The following is a 15,664-nucleotide window of genomic DNA, read 5'->3' as shown; positions in this document are numbered from 1 at the left end:
GTGCTAAGCCAGTTACCCCCGAAACGCCCGGCGATGCCGGGTACCCGGCGGCGGCCGGAGCAGTCCGCTGGTTTCCGGGTGCGCTCCCTGGGCACTCCGGGTGCGTTCCCGCGTGCCGCCGTGGTCGGCGACGGTCACGATGCTTGGATGCACAAGCGGCGAAGAAGCGACGAATCGGACATCGCGTCGCACGGCCGGCGAGGAGGCGGCGTATGACCGGACGTACGGCGCTCGCCGCCGCGGCCGAACTACTGGCCTGGTGGGTGGCGCTGGCCCTGCTCTGGCTGGTGTTCATCAGCACCGTCGACACCCTGGAGCGGATCGTCGGTGCGAGCGTGGCGGCGATCGGCGCGCTGGTGGCGCGGGCCGGCCGGCGGGCGGTGACCTGGCGGTGAACGGCTGGATCCTCGCGGCGACCGTGCTGCTGGCCGGGGGAGCGGGTACCGCCCTGTGGGGGGTGGCCACCGGACCGCTGAGCCGCCGCGTGGTCGCCCAGAACCTGTCCACCTCGGTGGTCTGCGCCAGCCTGCTGCTGCTCGCCCAGGGCTACGACCGTACGTCCTACGTCGACCTCGGCCTGCTGCTGGCCGTGCTGGGCCCGGTCGGCACCCTCGTCTTCGCCCGGCTGCTCGCCGACGACCTGGCGGGCGACCGGGCCGCTGCCTGGGGCCTGACCTGGACGACGGTCGGCGTGGACGCGGCCGTCGTGGTCGCCCTGTGCGTGGCGGCCGGGCCGAGCCGGGCGATGGTGAAACTCCTGGTCGTCGGGGCGCTGCTGATCGGTGGGAACCTGGTCGCCTCCCGGGCGCTGTCCGGCGGTTTCCAGGGGGTGCGCGGTGGCTGACGCGGTGATCGTCGTCGCACTGCTGCTGACCGCGGGCGCGGCGACCGCGGCCGTGGCGGTCCGCGACCCGGCTCGCCAGGCTCTGGTCCTGTCCCTGCTCGGCCTGTTCCTCGGCGTCGTGTTCACCGTGCTCCAGGCCCCGGACGTGGGCCTCTCCCAGCTCGCCGTCGGCTCGGCGCTGACCCCGCTGCTGATCATGCTGTCGGTGCGCAAGGTGCGACGGCGCGGGAAGGAAGGCGGGAAGTGAGCCGCTCCTGCAGGCTCTGGGTGCTGGCGGTCGGCGGGGCGGGGCTGGCGGCGCTGCTGGTCGCCGCCTGCTTCGACCTGCCCGGCTTCGGCGGCGGCAGCCATCCGTACGGGGACCGCGCCGTGCGCGCCTCCCTCGCCCGGCGGACCGCCAACGTCATCTCCTCCGTCAACTTCGACCAGCGCGCCTACGACACCCTCGGCGAGATGAGCATCCTCTTCGCCGCCGTCCTCGGCTGCGTGGTCCTGCTCCGCCAGAACCGGGACGAACACCGGGACCGCCCGGAGCCCACCGAAGTGGCCCTGCCGGTCCGCAGGTACGCCCTGCTGGTGCTGCCCGTCGCCCTGGTCACCGGCCTGTACGTCATCGCGCACGGCCAGCTCAGCCCCGGCGGCGGCTTCCAGGGCGGGGTCGTCGCCGCGACCGCGCTGCACCTGCTGTACCTCGGCGCCGACTACGGCGCCCTGGAACGCGTCCGGCCCATCGGCGTCTTCGAGGTCACCGACTCCCTCGCGGCCTGCTCCTACCTGGTCCTCGGCCTCGCCGGGGTGCTGGCCGGCACCGCCTTCCTCGCCAACACCCTGCTGCCGTACGGCACCTTCAACACGCTGTCGTCCGGCGGCACGGTCCCCCTGCTGAACGCGGCCATCGGCATGGAGGTGGCGAGCGCGGTCGTGGTGCTGCTCGCCCGCTTCCTCGACCAGGCCGTCGAGATCGAGGAGGAGAAGGGGAGTTGAGCCCGCAGTGACGCACTCCGTGATGCACGTCTTCCCGTACCTGATCGCCGTCTGGATCTTCCTGACGGGTTGTTACGGCCTTGCCACCAGCCGGAACCTGATCCATGCCGTCGGCTGTCTGGCCGTCGTCCAGTCGTCGACGTACGTCCTGCTGCTCGCCGTCGGCTACCGCGACGGCGGCACCGCGCCCGTCTTCTCCGACCTGAAGCCGGGCGCCCGGCCGCTGGTCGACCCGGTCGTGCAGGCCCTCGCCCTCACCGACGTGGTGGTGGGCGCGACCGTCACCGCGCTGCTGCTCGCGCTCGTCCTCCAGATCGCCAAGCGGCACGGCACGGTCGACCCCGACGAACTGACGGAGCTGCGCGGCTGATGCACCACCTGCTTCCGCTGCTCGCGGCCGGTCCACTGCTCGGCGCCACCCTGCTGGTGGCGGCCGGCCGCCGGCTGCCCAGGGTCGTCGCCGAGAGCTTCGCCTGCGCGGTCTGCGCGGCCACCGCTGTCCTCGCCCTGGTCCTGCTGCTGAACTCCTCGCCCCCGCTGACCGAGTGGGTGGGCGGCTGGCGGCCGGTCCACGGGCAGAGCGTCGGGATCGTGGTGATCGGCGACGGGCCGTCCCTCGGCATGGCCGCGCTCGTCTCCCTGCTGACGCTCGCCGCCCTGGTGTACTCCTGGCACTACTTCGAGGAGCCGCCACGCGGCCACGCCGGCTCCTACCCGGCGCTGATGCTGGCCTTCCAGGCCGGCATGTGCGGGTTCGCGATCGCCGGCGACCTGTTCAACATGTTCGTGTTCTTCGAGCTGATGAGCGTGGTCGCCTACGTGCTGACCGGCTTCCGCATCGACGAGGCGAAGGCGGTGCAGGGCGCGCTGACCTTCGGCGTGGTCAACTCCCTGGGCGCGTACGCGATGCTGACGGGCATCGGACTGCTCTACGCCCGCACCGGCGAACTGGCCATGTCGAGGATCGGCCGCGGTCTGGACGCGCACGGCCGCCCCGACGCGCTGGTCCTCGCCGCGTTCGTGCTGGTGCTCACCGCGCTGCTGGTCAAGGCCGCCGCCGTCCCCTTCCACCTCTGGCTCCCCGACGCCCACGCCGTCGCCCCCACCCCGGTGTGCATGCTGCTCTCCGGGGTCATGGTGGAACTCGGCGCGTACGGCGTGTGGCGGGTGTACGGCACGATCTTCGCCGGACCCGGCGGCATCCCGGCGGCCGACCTGGAGCGGGCCCTCGTCGTCCTCGGGGTGCTCACGGCCGTGGTCGGCGCGGTCATGTGCTGGCACCAGCGGCACATCAAACGGCTGCTGGCCAACTCCACCATCGCCCACACCGGGCTGTTCCTCGCCGCCCTGGGCGTCCTCACCCCGGAGGGCGACGACGGGGCCGCCCTCTACCTCCTCGGGCACGCGGGGGTGAAGGCCGCCCTGTTCGCCTGCACCGGCATCCTGCTGGACCGCTACGGCAACGTCGACGAACGCGCGCTGCACGGACGCGGCCGCGACCTGCGCACGGTGGGTGTCCTGTTCGGCATCGGAGGGCTGGCCCTCGCGGGCCTGCCGCCGTTCGGCACCGGGATCGGCAAAGCGGTCTCCGAGGAGGCGGTCGGCGGGCCGCTCACGGTGCTGTTCGTGCTGGCGTCGGCGGTCACGGCGGGCGCGGTGCTGCGGGTGGCCGCCCGGGTCTTCCTCGGCCTCGGCGCCCCGCCGCCCAAGGGCACCGCGTACGAGACCACCGGCGCCGACGAGGAGCCGGAGACGGCGGGCAGGCTGGACCGGATCCCGGTCACCATGATCCTCGTACCCGCCGTCCTGCTGGCCGGCGCCCTCGCCGTCGGTGTCGCCCCCGGATTCCCCGCGGTGGTGTCCCGCGCGGTCGCGGCGGCCGGAACGGGCAGGACCCCGGTGGACGTCCACTGGACGTCCACCGGGGTCCTGCTGGGCTGCCTCTCCAGCCTCCTCGCCGTGGGCCTCGCCGCGGTCGCCGTCGTCCGCCCCGGACTCCTGGCGGCCCCGAACTGGGCGCTGCCGCTGCGCCGGCTCCAGTCCGGGCACGTCGGGGACTACGTGGCCTGGCTGCTGGTCGGCGCCACGGTGCTCGGCGCCCTGGCCCTGCCGGGGGTGCTGGGCGGCTGAGCCGGGGGTGCCGGACGGACCGTCACACCGTCCCGTAGGACACGTGCACCTCCGTGAACCCGAGCGAGTGCAGCAGCCCCTCCAGCATGCCGGTGGTGTTGGTCTCGGCGCGCTTGGTCAGACCGCTGTCCTTGGCCGCCGCCGAGATGTGCTTCACCGCGAGCTTCTGCACCGCCTGTTCGCTGTTGGGGTTGTCCGAGAACAGGTCGCCCAGCCGGTCCAGCAGACCGCGCTGCTTGGACACGGCGTAGGAGTGGTCGGCGTCCAGCGCGGCCTTGCCGAGCTGCGCGTGCGGCAGCCGGATGGTGGCCTCGGTACGGTCGCCGTTGACCGTCACGTCCTTCTGGCCGAGCTGCCCGAGGTCGACGTAGGCGTCGACGGTGCCCGCGCCGACGTACAGGGTGCGGGTGCCGCGGATCGCGCTGGGCAGGTACTTCGCGTCCTTCTCCAGGTCCACCACGACCTGGAAGTTGCCCGAGGCGGCGTCGTAACGGTTCATGTCCTGGATGGACTTCAGGAGCGCGGGCCCCGTGTTGTCGCGGGTCTCCGTGCCGAACAGGTCCTTGATGCCCGGCAGCACCGCCAGTTTGATCCCGGCGAACAGCACCACAAGCACCAGCACGAACGCGCTCAGCAGCTTCGCCCAGCCGGGCATGCGCCGGGGCCGGGCCTTGACGGGCGTCTCCTGCGTGGAGCTCGCCTTGCTCTCCTTGGTGGAACTCGCCATGTGACGGTCCTCCTTTCCAAGGACACGAATGCCCGCCAAACACCTTGCCAGACCGTGTTGTTGGCTGATTGAGACAGCTGACGCAGTACTGGTACACGCGTGTGCGTGAAGTGACCGGACGGACGTCACCGCACCCCTGCGCGTGCCGCCAGCTCCGCGACCCGGCGCGCCGACGGCGAGCCCGGGTCGGCCGTCACGAGGACGACCTCCTGGTCGTCCTCCGGTACCAGCAGCACATCGCAGTTCAGCCGCAGCCGCCCCAGCTCCGGATGGTCCAGGACCTTGGCGCGGTGACCCGGGGCGTGCACCGGGTGCGTCACCCAGATCGACCGGAACTCCTCACTGTCCCTGTGCAGTTCGGCGAGCAGCGCGGCCAGCCGCGCGTCGTTCGGATAGCGGTCGGCGGCCCGCCGGAGCCGGGCCACCACCACGTGGCCGAACTCCTCGGCGGTGGAGCTCACGGGCATCCGGCCCTGGCCGAGGAAGCGGCGCCGGGCCAGGTTGGTCGTCCCGCGTCCCAGGTCACCGCCGAGCAGCAGCTGGGCGAGGGGGTTCCAGGCCACCAGTCCGTAGGCCGCGTCGGTGACGATCGCCGCGGTGCCGGGCAGCCGTTCCAGCAGCCCGGCCACGTGCGGGCGCACCCGCCCCACCGTCGGGGCGCCCGTCGGCGGCGCCGCCGAGCCGGCCAGCCGGAAGAGGTGGCTGCGCTCGGCGGGGGCCAGCCGCAGCGCGCCGGCCAGGGCGTCCAGCACGCGCGGGGAGGGGCGGGGACCACGGGCCTGTTCGAGACGGGTGTAGTAGTCGACCGACATGTGGGCCAGTTCGGCGACCTCCTCGCGCCGCAGCCCCGGAGTGCGGCGCGGGGCGGTGCCGGCCGGCAGACCCACCGTCTGCGGGCGCAGACCCGCCCGGCGCTCCCGCAGGAAGCGGGCCAGTTCCTGCCGCGCCACCGAGCGCCGCCTTCCCGGTCCGCCTGGTACAGGTGGTCCCTGGCAGGGCGGACGCGGCCGGGGAACCGTGGCTGTCATGAACGATCGCACAGCACTCGTCACCGGTGCCAACAAGGGCATCGGCTTCCATGTGGCCCGGCTGCTCGCGGCGGAGGGCTTCCTAGTCCACCTGGGTTCGCGGGACGCCGGACGGGGCGCGCGGGCCGTCGCCGAGGTGGGTTCCGGCGCGCGGCTCCTCGTCCTCGACGTCACCGATCCCGGCAGCGTCGAGCGGGCCGCGGCCGCCGTGGACCGCCTGGACGTCCTGGTCAACAACGCGGGCGTGCAGCCGGTGGTCGGCCCGCCCGGCGAGACCGCCGTCGCCGACTTCCGGCGGACGTACGAGACCGACGTCTTCGGCGTCGTCGCGGTCACCAACGCCTTCCTGCCCGCCCTGCGCCGCTCCGCCCACCCGCGCGTCGTCAACGTCTCCAGTGGCGCCGCCTCCCTCACCTGGAGTACCCACCCCAATCCGCAGTTCGAGCCCGGCAGCCCCAGGTCCGCCGCCTACCGCTCCGCCAAGGCCGCCCTCAACGCGCTGACCGTGCTGTACGCCCAGGAACTGGCCGCGGACGGCATCAAGGTCAACGCCCTGGCCCCGGGGGCGCGGGCCACCGACCTGGTCCCCGGTCTGGCCGGCCGGGGCGGCGATCCGGCCGAGGGCGCCCGTGGTGCCGTACGGCTGGCGCTGCTGCCCGACGACGGTCCGACCGGCGGGTTCTTCTCCTGGGACGGCACACCCGTGCCGTGGTGAGAGCGGCACGGTCCGTAGCATGAGGCCGTAGGCCCGTATTGATCATGCGAGGAGCGGATCGTGCGAGACATCGCCGTCTTCAGCGGCAGCGCCCACCCCGAGCTGGCCGAGGAGGTCTGCGCGCACCTCGGGGTGCCGCTCAGCCCGACCCGGGTCAGCAGGTTCGCCAACGACTGTCTGGAGGTACAGCTCCAGGCCAACTGCCGGGAGCGGGACGTCTTCCTGATCCAGCCCCTGGTCCGGCCGGTGCAGGAGCACCTGGTGGAGCTGCTGCTGATGTGCGACGCGGCCCGGGGCGCCTCGGCGGGCCGGATCACCGTCGTCATGCCGCACTACTCCTACGCCCGCTCCGACAAGAAGGACGCCCCGCGCATCTCGCTCGGCGGCCGGCTGGTCGCCGACCTGATGGTGGCCGCGGGTGCGAGCCGGGTGCTCGCCATGACCCTGCACGCCCCGCAGGTGCACGGGTTCTTCTCGGTGCCGGTCGACCATCTGCACGCGCTGCGGGAGCTGGCCGCGCACTTCCGGCGGTACGACCTCACCCGCACCACCGTCGTCTCGCCGGACCTCGGCAACGCCAAGGAGGCCGCCGCCTTCGCCCGGCTGATCGGCGCGCAGGTGGCGGCCGGCGCCAAGCAGCGGTTCGCCGACGACCGGGTCGTCATCAGCTCGGTCATCGGCGAGGTCGCGGACCGGGACGTGATCGTGCTCGACGACGAGATCGCCAAGGGCAGCACGGTCATCGAACTCCTGGAGCGGCTGCGGGAGCTGGGCCCGCCGCGGTCGATCCGGATCGCCTGCACGCACGGGCTGTTCGCGGCGGGCGCCCTGAAGCGGCTGACCGAGCAGCCCGACGTGCTGGAGATCGTCTGCACCAACACGGTGCCGGTGCCCGTCGAAGAGCACACCGACAAGCTGCGGATCCTGTCCATCGCCCCGGCGCTGGCCGAGGCCGTACGCCGTATTCACAACGGCGAGTCCGTGAGCGCCCTGTTCGAAGAGCCGCGCAGCCTCTAGACAGGAAGGAGGAGTTGTAGCGCTGACCCGCGCTCGGCGGCACCGAGGCGATCAGGAGGCCCCCAGTGGCGAAGGCCAGGTTCGAGCGGACCAAACCGCATGTGAACATCGGCACCATCGGGCACATCGACCACGGCAAGACCACACTCACCGCGGCCATCACCAAGGTGCTGCACGACAAGTACCCCCAGCTCAACCCGTTCACGCCGTTCGACCAGATCGACAAGGCGCCCGAGGAGCGGCAGCGCGGCATCACCATCTCCATCGCCCACGTCGAGTACCAGACCGAGCGCCGGCACTACGCGCACGTCGACTGCCCGGGCCACGCCGACTACATCAAGAACATGATCACCGGGGCCGCCCAGATGGACGGGGCGATCCTGGTGGTCGCGGCCACCGACGGGCCGATGCCCCAGACCAAGGAACACGTCCTGCTGGCCCGGCAGGTGGGCGTGCCGTACATCGTCGTCGCCCTGAACAAGACCGACATGGTGGACGACGAGGAGATCCTGGAGCTCGTGGAGCTGGAGGTGCGCGAACTGCTCACCGAGTACGAGTTCCCCGGCGACGACGTCCCGGTGGTCAAGGTCTCCGCGCTCCGGGCCCTGGAGGGCGATCCGCAGTGGACCGCGGCCCTGCTCGAACTCCTGGACGCCGTGGACGAGTTCGTACCGGAGCCGGTGCGGGACGTGGACCGGCCGTTCCTGATGCCGATCGAGGACGTGTTCACCATCACCGGCCGGGGCACGGTCGTCACCGGCCGGATCGAGCGCGGGGTGCTGCGGGTCAACAGCGAGATCGAGATCATCGGCATCCACCCGCAGAAGACGAGGACCACGGTCACCGGCGTCGAGATGTTCCGCAAGCTGCTGGACGAGGGCCGGGCCGGGGAGAACGTGGGGCTGCTGCTGCGCGGGGTGAAGCGGGACGAGGTCGAGCGCGGGCAGGTCGTCATCAAACCCGGGTCGGTCACCCCGCACACGGAGTTCGAGGCCCGGGCGTACATCCTCGCCAAGGATGAGGGCGGCCGGCACACCCCGTTCTTCCAGAACTACCGCCCCCAGTTCTACTTCCGCACCACCGACGTGACCGGGATCGTCACCCTGCCGCCGGGCACCGAGATGGTCATGCCGGGTGACAACACCACCATGAACGTCCAGCTGATCCAGCCGATCGCCATGGAGGAGGGCCTGAAGTTCGCGATCCGCGAGGGCGGCCGGACGGTCGGCGCCGGTCAGGTCACGAGGATCCTCAAGTAGCAGTAGCAGAGGATCCTCAAGTAGCAGCAGCCGCCGGCAGCAGTGGCCGCAGGCGGTCTCACAGGGTGCCGGACGTGGCCTCGGGCAGGCCCAGGGCCGCGTCCAGCGTCGCCAGCGGCGGCAGCAGCCCGGACAGGCCCGTCACCTTCAGCACCCGCAGGGTCAGCGGGTGCGTGCACACCAGCCGGAGCTGTCCGCCGCGCTCCAGCACCCGGCTGCGGGCCCGGTACAGCAGTCGCAGCCCGGAGCAGTCGAAGAACTCGACGTGCCGCAGGTCGATCACCACCCGGGAACCGTTCCGCGCGGTCACCCGGTCCAGGTGGGGCGCGATCTCCGTGGCCGCCGCGATGTCGATCTCGCCCCGGAACTCCAGCACCGTGTGGCCGTGCTCCTGGTGGACGCGCAGGTGCCGGGTGAGCGGCGCGGGATCCTGCCGGGGTTCCTGGCGCACGACGGCATCACCTCCCACCCCTGCCGGTCAATTCCGTTCCCCGCCTTGCAAGTTACCCTCGATGGAGGGAATTTGAGCATGTTCGATTGACATATGTCTGCCGCTTCGGCATGCCATTTTCTGTGGCGTGCGCGACAGTCGGAGAACCCGCACGTGGGAGCGGTACCGCGGGGCCGGCGGACCGCAGGGCGAGGCGGTGCGGTCCGGCCGCCTCGGCTACGAGAGCGCGTGCCACGCCTTGCCGAGCGCCTGGCGGAACTGCTCCTCCTGATGCGCGGTGAGGTCCCGGACCATCCGCTCCTCCAGCTCCCGCACCTGCCCGGCGACCCCGGCGAGCAGTTCGCGCCCGGCGTCGGTGAGCAGGATCAGCAGCTCCCGCCGGTTGCGCGGATTGCGTTCCCGCCGGACGAGCCCCCGGCCCTCCAGTGACCGTACGAGGTCGGCCATCGACTGGGCGGTCACGAAGGAGTCCCGGGCCAGCTGGGCGGCCGAGAGGCCGTCATGACGCTCCAGGACGGTCAGGGCCGTGTACTGCAACGCCGTGATCCCGGCGGGCCGCACCAGCTCGTCGAGGTGTGAGCGCACCACCAGCTCCACCTGCTTGACCATGTACAGCAGCGAGGGGCGTGTCTTTGTACCGACCATGCGTGCACCCTAGACCATTGACAGGAATCCTGTCTGTAATCAGACTGCGGACCAACAGGAATCCTGTTTGTTGAAGGCTAAGCGATCAACGCTGGGAGTGGGCAATGACGACCACCTTCGAGACCGGACCGGGGCGGCTGTTCATCGGCGGACAGTGGCGGGAGGCCGCCGACGGGGGCCGGACGGAGGTGACCGACCCCGCCACCGGCCGCGTGGTCACCACGGTCGCGGAGGCGGGCGCCGCCGACGTCGACGCCGCCGTGCGCGCCGCGCGGGAGACCTTCGACGCGGGGGAGTGGCCGGGGCTCAGCGGCCGGGAGCGCGGCCGGGTGCTGCACCGGATCGCCGAGCTGATCCGGGAGAACGCCGAGGACATCGCGGCCCTGGAGAGCCTGGACGTCGGCAAGCCGATCACCCTGGCCAGGGCCGTCGACGTCACCAACGCGGCCAACGACTACGAGCACTTCGCGGCCCTCGCACACTCCCTCGACGGCGCCGTCCGCGACGTCCCGCTCAACGCCCTCGCGTACACCCGGCGCGAACCGGTCGGCGTGGTCGCGGCCATCACCCCCTTCAACTTCCCGCTGATCCTGGCCGGTTCGAAGATCGGCCCGGCCCTCGCCGCCGGCAACACGGTGGTCCACAAGCCGGCCGACGAGACCCCGCTGAGCGCCCTGTACATGGCCCGCCTGTTCAAGGAGGCGGGCGTCCCGGACGGGGTGGTCAACGTCGTCACCGGCACCGGACCGGTCGCGGGCGAGGCCCTGCTGCGCCACCCGGGCGTCGACAAGGTGGCCTTCACCGGCTCCACCGCCATCGGCCGGCACGTGGCGGGCACGGCGGGCGAGGCCCTCAAGCCGGTCACCGTGGAACTCGGCGGCAACGCGGCCCACCTGGTCTTCGAGGACGCCGACCTGGAGAAGGCCGTCGGCGCGGTGATCAAGGCCTTCGTCTTCAACACCGGCCAGTTCTGCATGGGCGGCCCCCGGCTCCTGGTCGCCCGCCCGGTCTACGCCACCCTGCTCGGCATCCTCGCCGAGGCCGTCCCCGGCGTCCCGGTCGGCGACCCGCGCGACCCGGCCACCGTGGTCGGCCCGATGGCGGGGGAGAAGCACCTGCGCAAGGTCGAGGAGTACGTCGAACTCGCCCGCAAGGAGGGCGGCCGGATCGTCTGCGGCGGCGAACGCCTCGACCTGGACGGCGGTTTCTACTACCGGCCGACCGTCGTCGCCGACCTGCCGAACGACTCCAGGGTGATCCAGGACGAGATCTTCGGCCCGGTCCTCACGGTGCAGCCCTTCGACACCGAGGACGAGGCCGTCGCCCTCGCCAACTCCACACCGTACGGCCTGGCCTCGGGCATCCAGACCGGCAGCCTCGGCCGCGCCCACCGGGTCGCCGCCCGTCTCCAGGCCGGGATCGTCTGGGTGAACGACTGGGCGATGCTCGACCCCGCCGTCCCCTTCGGCGGCGTCAAGGCCTCCGGCTTCGGCCGTGAGTACGGCCCCGAGGCCCTGGCGGCCTACACCAAGGTCAAGTCCGTCGTCGTCTCGCTCGACTGAGCCCCGGGGACCAGGAGTTCGTACGATGCCCATCACCACCCGAGCCGCCGTGGTCGAGTCCGGCGGCGCACCCTTCACCCTCACCGACGTCGAACTCGACGCACCCGGGCCCCGCGAGGCGCTGGTCCGGATGGTGGCCACCGGTCTGTGCCACACCGACCTCGGCCTGGCGAGCGGCGGACTGCCCTTCCCGCTGCCGGGAGTCCTCGGTCACGAGGGCGCCGGTGTCGTGGAGGCCGTCGGCTCGGCCGTCACCTCCGTCGCCCCCGGCGACCACGTGGTGCTGTCCTTCACCTCCTGCGGCGACTGCCGCAACTGTCGCGGCGGCCATCCCGCCTACTGCGCCACCTGGCTGCCGCTCAACCTGATCGGCGGCCGGCGTGCGGACGGCACCGCCACCGTCAGCCGGGACGGCGAGTCGCTCGGCGGCCACTTCTTCGGCCAGTCCTCCTTCGCCGAACGGGCGTTGGCGGACGAGCGCAGCCTCGTCAAGGTCGACCCGGACGTCCCGCTGGAGTCGGTCGCCCCGCTCGGCTGCGGGGTGCAGACCGGGGTCGGCGCCGTGTGGAACGTGCTGGAGCCGGCCACCGGCAGCACGGTCGTCGTACTCGGCGCCGGGGCGGTGGGCCTCTCGGCGGTCATGGCGGCCGCGCTCACCCCCGCCACCACGATCGTCGCCGTCGACCGCGTGGCCGAACGGCTCGAACTCGCGAGGGAGCTGGGCGCCACCCACACCGTCGACGCCACCCGGGAGGACATCCCGGACGCCGTCCGGCGGATCTCGGACGGTGCGGGCGCCGACGGCGTCGTGGAGACCACCGGCAACACCGGCGTGCTCCGCCAGGGCGTCGACGCCCTCGCCGCCCGCGGCACCCTGGTCGTCGTGGGCGCCCCGCCCTTCGGCACCGAAGTGGCCCTGGACGTCAACGGGTTGCTGGCCGGCAAGCGGATCGTCGGCCTGACCCTGGGCGACAGCGAGACCCAGGCGTTCATCCCGGCCCTGGTCCGCCTGGTCGGCGAGGGGCGGCTGCCGCTGCACCGGCTGATCAGCACCTACCCGTTCGCCGAGATCGACCGGGCCGTCCAGGACATGACCACGGGCAAGGCGATCAAGCCCGTGCTCACCTTCTGACCCGGTCCACCGACCCGGTCCACCGACCCGCTCCACCGTCCTGACCCGGTCCACCGTCCCACGGGCCGCCGGGGCCAGCCGGCCGCGGGCCCCGGTGCCGGTCAACGGCTCATGTGCAGGGCCACCAGCAACTGCCACACCTGGTCAGCCACCTCGCCGGGACCGGCCTCCAGCAGGCCGTGCAGCCAGTCGGCCAGCACCCCGGCGAAGGTGGCGGCCACCGCCGACGCCACCAGCGGGGCGTCCGCCGCCCCCACCAGTTCCCGCTCGGCCAGGCTGCGCGCCCGCAGGTCCCGGTGCAGCACCCGGCCGAGCGGGCCGCCGCCACCGGGCGCGAGCAGCTCCCGGTACAGCGCCGCGTGCGGGACCAGTCCCGCGAAGAACTCCCGCAGCGCCGGGGGAGCGTGCACCGGATCGGGCCGCCCCCGCCAGGCGTGCAGCGCGTCCACGGCCTCCCGTACGACGTCGGCGCAGGCGTCGACCGCCAGCGCCTCCAGGCCGTCGTAGTGGACGTAGAACGTGGCCCGCCCGACGCCGGCCCGGCGTACCAGCGCGGCCACGCCCACCTCCGCGAGCGGCCGTTCGGCGCACTCCGCGAGGAGGGCCGCCCGCAGCCGTGCCCGGGTGCGGGCGGCCCGCGGGTCCTCCGCGGCCGGCCGGCCGGTCACCGGGCGGCGAGCACGGCGGCCAGGGCGAGCGCGCCGGGCAGCGCCTGCGCGAACAGGATCCGCCGGCTGGCCGTGGCCGCGCCGTACACCCCCGCGACCACCACGCACGACAGGAAGAACACCTGCGCCGCGAAGCCCGTCGGGTCGGCCGCCACCAGTCCCCACACCAGGCCGGCCGCCAGGAAGCCGTTGTAGAGCCCCTGGTTGGCGGCCAGCGGCGCGGTCCGCCGGGCCAGCTCCGCGTCGAAGCCGTGGAAACGCATCCCGGGCGTCTTCTGCCACAGGAACATCTCCATCACCAGGATGTACGCGTGCAACGCGGCCACCAGCCCGACCAGCACGTTCGCCAGGACTTCCATGATCGGCGGACCCTCCCCACTCTTGAACGGGTGTCCACTATAGCTGGACAGGTGTCCAGTGGATCCCGAGGGCCCGCAGTAGGGGGCCGAGGGTGTACAAGTCGACAAGTCCCGTGCGGGGATGGGTATTTGTTGCTTTGCCGCCAACTGTCGGAGCGTGACGGAACCCTCACTTCCTCTGCTTGCCGAGGTTGATCCTTTCGGGTTCAAACCCGATAAGCTCCATTCCGTCACAGCGAGTTGACGCACCCCACGGAGGGTCCGTCCCGCTGTGTGTGCTCATGAGTGCGGCCTTCGCACACTGCCCTTGTTCGCTGTTGTTCGATTGTGTTGCTTCGAAGGATGCAGATGGAACTCGCCACTCCGCCGCCGGCGGCGCGGGCCCCTGTTGCCTGGTACAGCTGGTGGCTGATGCCGCTGGCCTTAGGGGGAGGGACGGTCGCGGCCACGTTCATGAGCTCCGAGCGAATAACCGCGGCCGTCGCCGGCGCCGCGGCCACCGCGGCCAGCTTCGTGTGTGTACGACTGCTGATCCGCTCGCAGCGTCAACTGCGCAGCGCGGAAGGGTCGTTCCGCAGCTCGCAGGCCGAGCACTCCCAGCAGTGGCAGCAGCACGTCTCCGGTCTGGAACGGAAGTTCTCGGCCGAGCGCGCCACGCTGGAGGGCCAGCTCAACGAGCAGGCGGCCGCGTTCGAGTCCCGGCTCGGCGAGCAGACCGCTCACTACGACGCCCAACTGGCCGAGCAGGCGCGGGGGTACGAGGAGCGGCTCGCCGACCAGCTGAAGGCCGCCGAGGCCCGGCTCGCCGACCAGGCCGAGGCCTGGCAGGAGCAGGCCGGGCACCAGCGCGCCGCGATCTCCCGGCTCGCCGACGAACAGCTGCCCCAGGCGCTGAAGCGGCTGCGGGACGGCGACGCCATCGACGACCTGCTGCCGGTGACCGAGCAGTGCGCCAAGGTCGACAAGGACCTCCAGGCCGACCTGCGCCGGATCCTGCGCACCTCGCTGATCGGCGTGGAGGAGGAGTTCAACCGCTCGACCTCCGCCGAACAGGCCGTCATCAGCATCGGCAACCGCATCCACGTCCTCACCAGCAAGCTGCGCGGCCGGCTGCACGAGATGCAGGGCGAGCACGGCCGGCTGCCCGCCGTGGCCCGCGGGCTCATGGAGCTCGACCAGGAGCTCGGCCCCGCCGACTCGCTCGCCGCGAGCATCGGTGTGCTCGGCGGCTCGGACCGTCCGGGACGGCAGTGGCAGGAGCCCCAGCGACTGCTCAGCGTGGTGCGCGGCGGCATCGGCCGGATCAAGGACTTCCACCGCGTCGAGGTCCGGCACCTGCCCGAACTCGGCGTCGACGGCGGTCTGGTGGACCACCTCACGCTGATCTTCTCGCACCTCCTGGACAACGCGGCCCGCTACTCGCCGCCCACCGAGCCGGTCCTCGTCTCCGGCAAGGAGGTGCCCAACGGTGTCGGCATCGAGATCCAGGACTCCGGCAAGGGCCTGAGCGAGGAGAAGAAGCGCGAGGCCGAGCACTCCCTGGCCGGCACCGCGGCCGGACCCGGTATCGGCGGCATCTCCGAGGACGCCAACATCGGCCTGCGGGTCGTCGGCATCCTCGCCCGCCGCTACGGCATCCGGGTCACCTTCGCGGACTCGCCCTGGCTCGGCACCTCGGTGGTCGTCGTGGTCCCGCACAAGTACTTCAGCCCGCTGCCCGTGGCCCCCGCCGCGCCGGCACCCGTGGCGGCCGCCCCCGCCGCCGCGTCCCCGGTGCAGGCACAGGGCCCGGTCGTCGTCGAACCCGTCAGCCAGCCGGAGTCCGGCGAGGCCCTGGACACCACCCCGGGCGGACTGCCCCGGCGGCGCAGCCGGCGCCGCGCGGAGGAGGAGCAGCCCGAGGCGCGCACGGTCCGTGCGGAGGGCGCCGCGTTCACCGCGGTCCCGCCCGAGGAGTCCTTCGCGGGTCTGGCCGCCTTCGCCACCGCGGGCCGGGCGCCCGTGGCCGACGAAGAGGCGGACAGCGAGGCCGAGTTGACCGGAGACCAAGACGTCGTGGCACCCGCGACCCCGGCCGGCGCCGATGACGCCGCCGCCGGACGCGAGGCCACGGAGCACCGCACTGAAGAGAGCGACTAGTCCA

General features: G+C 72.4%; 18 protein-coding genes. 12 read left to right on the top strand and 6 right to left on the bottom strand.

The features are described from left to right. Window positions 1-212: 212 nt before the first annotated feature. From MB828_RS36045 to MB828_RS36020, 6 genes are read left to right on the top strand one after another with little or no spacing between them, the layout of a single operon-like run. Complete coding sequence (locus tag MB828_RS36045) at window positions 213-395, top strand: hypothetical protein (RefSeq protein ID WP_046733923.1); 183 nt, start codon at window positions 213-215, stop codon at window positions 393-395. Further along, a complete protein-coding gene (locus MB828_RS36040) occupies window positions 392-844 on the top strand; it encodes a monovalent cation/H+ antiporter complex subunit F (protein ID WP_133022733.1) in 453 nt (150 codons plus the stop codon). The genes MB828_RS36045 and MB828_RS36040 overlap by 4 nt, the downstream gene beginning before the upstream one ends. Then, complete coding sequence (locus MB828_RS36035) at window positions 837-1,091, top strand: Na(+)/H(+) antiporter subunit B (RefSeq protein WP_046733921.1); 255 nt, start codon at window positions 837-839, stop codon at window positions 1,089-1,091. The genes MB828_RS36040 and MB828_RS36035 overlap by 8 nt, the downstream gene beginning before the upstream one ends. Further along, window positions 1,088-1,828 (top strand): MnhB domain-containing protein, encoded by a 741-nt coding sequence (locus MB828_RS36030; RefSeq protein WP_301651848.1) that lies wholly within the window; start codon window positions 1,088-1,090, stop codon window positions 1,826-1,828. The genes MB828_RS36035 and MB828_RS36030 overlap by 4 nt, the downstream gene beginning before the upstream one ends. Before the next feature lie 22 nt (window positions 1,829-1,850). Beyond that, window positions 1,851-2,198: a sodium:proton antiporter gene (locus MB828_RS36025; protein WP_301651948.1), complete on the top strand. Its 348-nt coding sequence runs from the start codon at window positions 1,851-1,853 to the stop codon at window positions 2,196-2,198. Continuing rightward, on the top strand, window positions 2,198-3,958 hold the full coding sequence (locus MB828_RS36020; RefSeq protein ID WP_301651847.1) for a complex I subunit 5 family protein: 1,761 nt from the start codon (window positions 2,198-2,200) through the stop codon (window positions 3,956-3,958). Before MB828_RS36025 ends, MB828_RS36020 begins: the two co-directional genes overlap by 1 nt. 22 nt (window positions 3,959-3,980) lie before the next feature. Here MB828_RS36020 and MB828_RS36015 read toward each other — a convergent pair whose 3' ends face one another. Both MB828_RS36015 and MB828_RS36010 read right to left on the bottom strand, forming a co-directional pair. Continuing rightward, window positions 3,981-4,613, bottom strand: a complete 633-nt coding sequence (locus MB828_RS36015; protein WP_420855427.1) for a DUF4230 domain-containing protein — start codon at window positions 4,611-4,613, stop codon at window positions 3,981-3,983. Between the two features lie 197 nt (window positions 4,614-4,810). Next, window positions 4,811-5,635, bottom strand: a complete 825-nt coding sequence (locus tag MB828_RS36010; protein WP_301651846.1) for a helix-turn-helix transcriptional regulator — start codon at window positions 5,633-5,635, stop codon at window positions 4,811-4,813. A 76-nt stretch (window positions 5,636-5,711) separates the two neighbouring features. Between MB828_RS36010 and MB828_RS36005 the strand changes: the two genes are divergently transcribed. The 3 genes from MB828_RS36005 (at window position 5,712) to tuf (ending at window position 8,704) form a co-directional block, all read left to right on the top strand. Next, a complete protein-coding gene (locus tag MB828_RS36005) occupies window positions 5,712-6,428 on the top strand; it encodes an SDR family oxidoreductase (protein ID WP_301651845.1) in 717 nt (238 codons plus the stop codon). Window positions 6,429-6,488: 60 nt separating this feature from the next. Then, on the top strand, window positions 6,489-7,445 hold the full coding sequence (locus tag MB828_RS36000; protein WP_301651844.1) for a ribose-phosphate diphosphokinase: 957 nt from the start codon (window positions 6,489-6,491) through the stop codon (window positions 7,443-7,445). Window positions 7,446-7,510: 65 nt separating this feature from the next. Next, window positions 7,511-8,704 (top strand): elongation factor Tu, encoded by a 1,194-nt coding sequence (gene tuf / locus MB828_RS35995; protein ID WP_046733914.1) that lies wholly within the window; start codon window positions 7,511-7,513, stop codon window positions 8,702-8,704. A gap of 58 nt (window positions 8,705-8,762) precedes the next feature. Here the strand turns inward: tuf and MB828_RS35990 are convergent, their stop codons facing one another. Together MB828_RS35990 and MB828_RS35985 are read right to left on the bottom strand one after the other, a co-directional pair. Further along, on the bottom strand, window positions 8,763-9,155 hold the full coding sequence (locus tag MB828_RS35990; RefSeq protein ID WP_301651843.1) for an anti-sigma factor antagonist: 393 nt from the start codon (window positions 9,153-9,155) through the stop codon (window positions 8,763-8,765). Window positions 9,156-9,371: 216 nt separating this feature from the next. Continuing rightward, window positions 9,372-9,800: a MarR family winged helix-turn-helix transcriptional regulator gene (locus MB828_RS35985; RefSeq protein WP_301651842.1), complete on the bottom strand. Its 429-nt coding sequence runs from the start codon at window positions 9,798-9,800 to the stop codon at window positions 9,372-9,374. 104 nt (window positions 9,801-9,904) lie between these two features. Between MB828_RS35985 and MB828_RS35980 the strand changes: the two genes are divergently transcribed. Together MB828_RS35980 and MB828_RS35975 are read left to right on the top strand one after the other, a co-directional pair. Beyond that, window positions 9,905-11,362, top strand: a complete 1,458-nt coding sequence (locus MB828_RS35980; RefSeq protein WP_301651841.1) for an aldehyde dehydrogenase family protein — start codon at window positions 9,905-9,907, stop codon at window positions 11,360-11,362. Between the two features lie 25 nt (window positions 11,363-11,387). Further along, window positions 11,388-12,494 (top strand): NAD(P)-dependent alcohol dehydrogenase, encoded by a 1,107-nt coding sequence (locus MB828_RS35975; protein WP_301651840.1) that lies wholly within the window; start codon window positions 11,388-11,390, stop codon window positions 12,492-12,494. A 101-nt stretch (window positions 12,495-12,595) separates the two neighbouring features. Here the strand turns inward: MB828_RS35975 and MB828_RS35970 are convergent, their stop codons facing one another. Continuing rightward, window positions 12,596-13,162, bottom strand: coding sequence for a TetR/AcrR family transcriptional regulator (locus MB828_RS35970; protein WP_301651839.1), 567 nt, complete (start codon window positions 13,160-13,162; stop codon window positions 12,596-12,598). Continuing rightward, entirely contained in the window at window positions 13,159-13,521 is a 363-nt protein-coding gene (locus tag MB828_RS35965) for a DUF1304 domain-containing protein (RefSeq protein ID WP_046733908.1), read from the bottom strand. The genes MB828_RS35970 and MB828_RS35965 overlap by 4 nt, the downstream gene beginning before the upstream one ends. Window positions 13,522-13,869: 348 nt before the next feature. Between MB828_RS35965 and MB828_RS35960 the strand changes: the two genes are divergently transcribed. Next, a complete protein-coding gene (locus MB828_RS35960) occupies window positions 13,870-15,660 on the top strand; it encodes a sensor histidine kinase (RefSeq protein WP_301651838.1) in 1,791 nt (596 codons plus the stop codon). Window positions 15,661-15,664 lie beyond the last annotated feature (4 nt).

The organism is Streptomyces arenae (assembly GCF_022343545.1).
In the GTDB taxonomy this organism is placed as follows: Bacteria; Actinomycetota; Actinomycetes; order Streptomycetales; family Streptomycetaceae; genus Streptomyces; species Streptomyces humi.
Note: the sequence above shows the minus strand (reverse complement) of the source record. Positions and strands in the feature narration are given on the sequence as shown.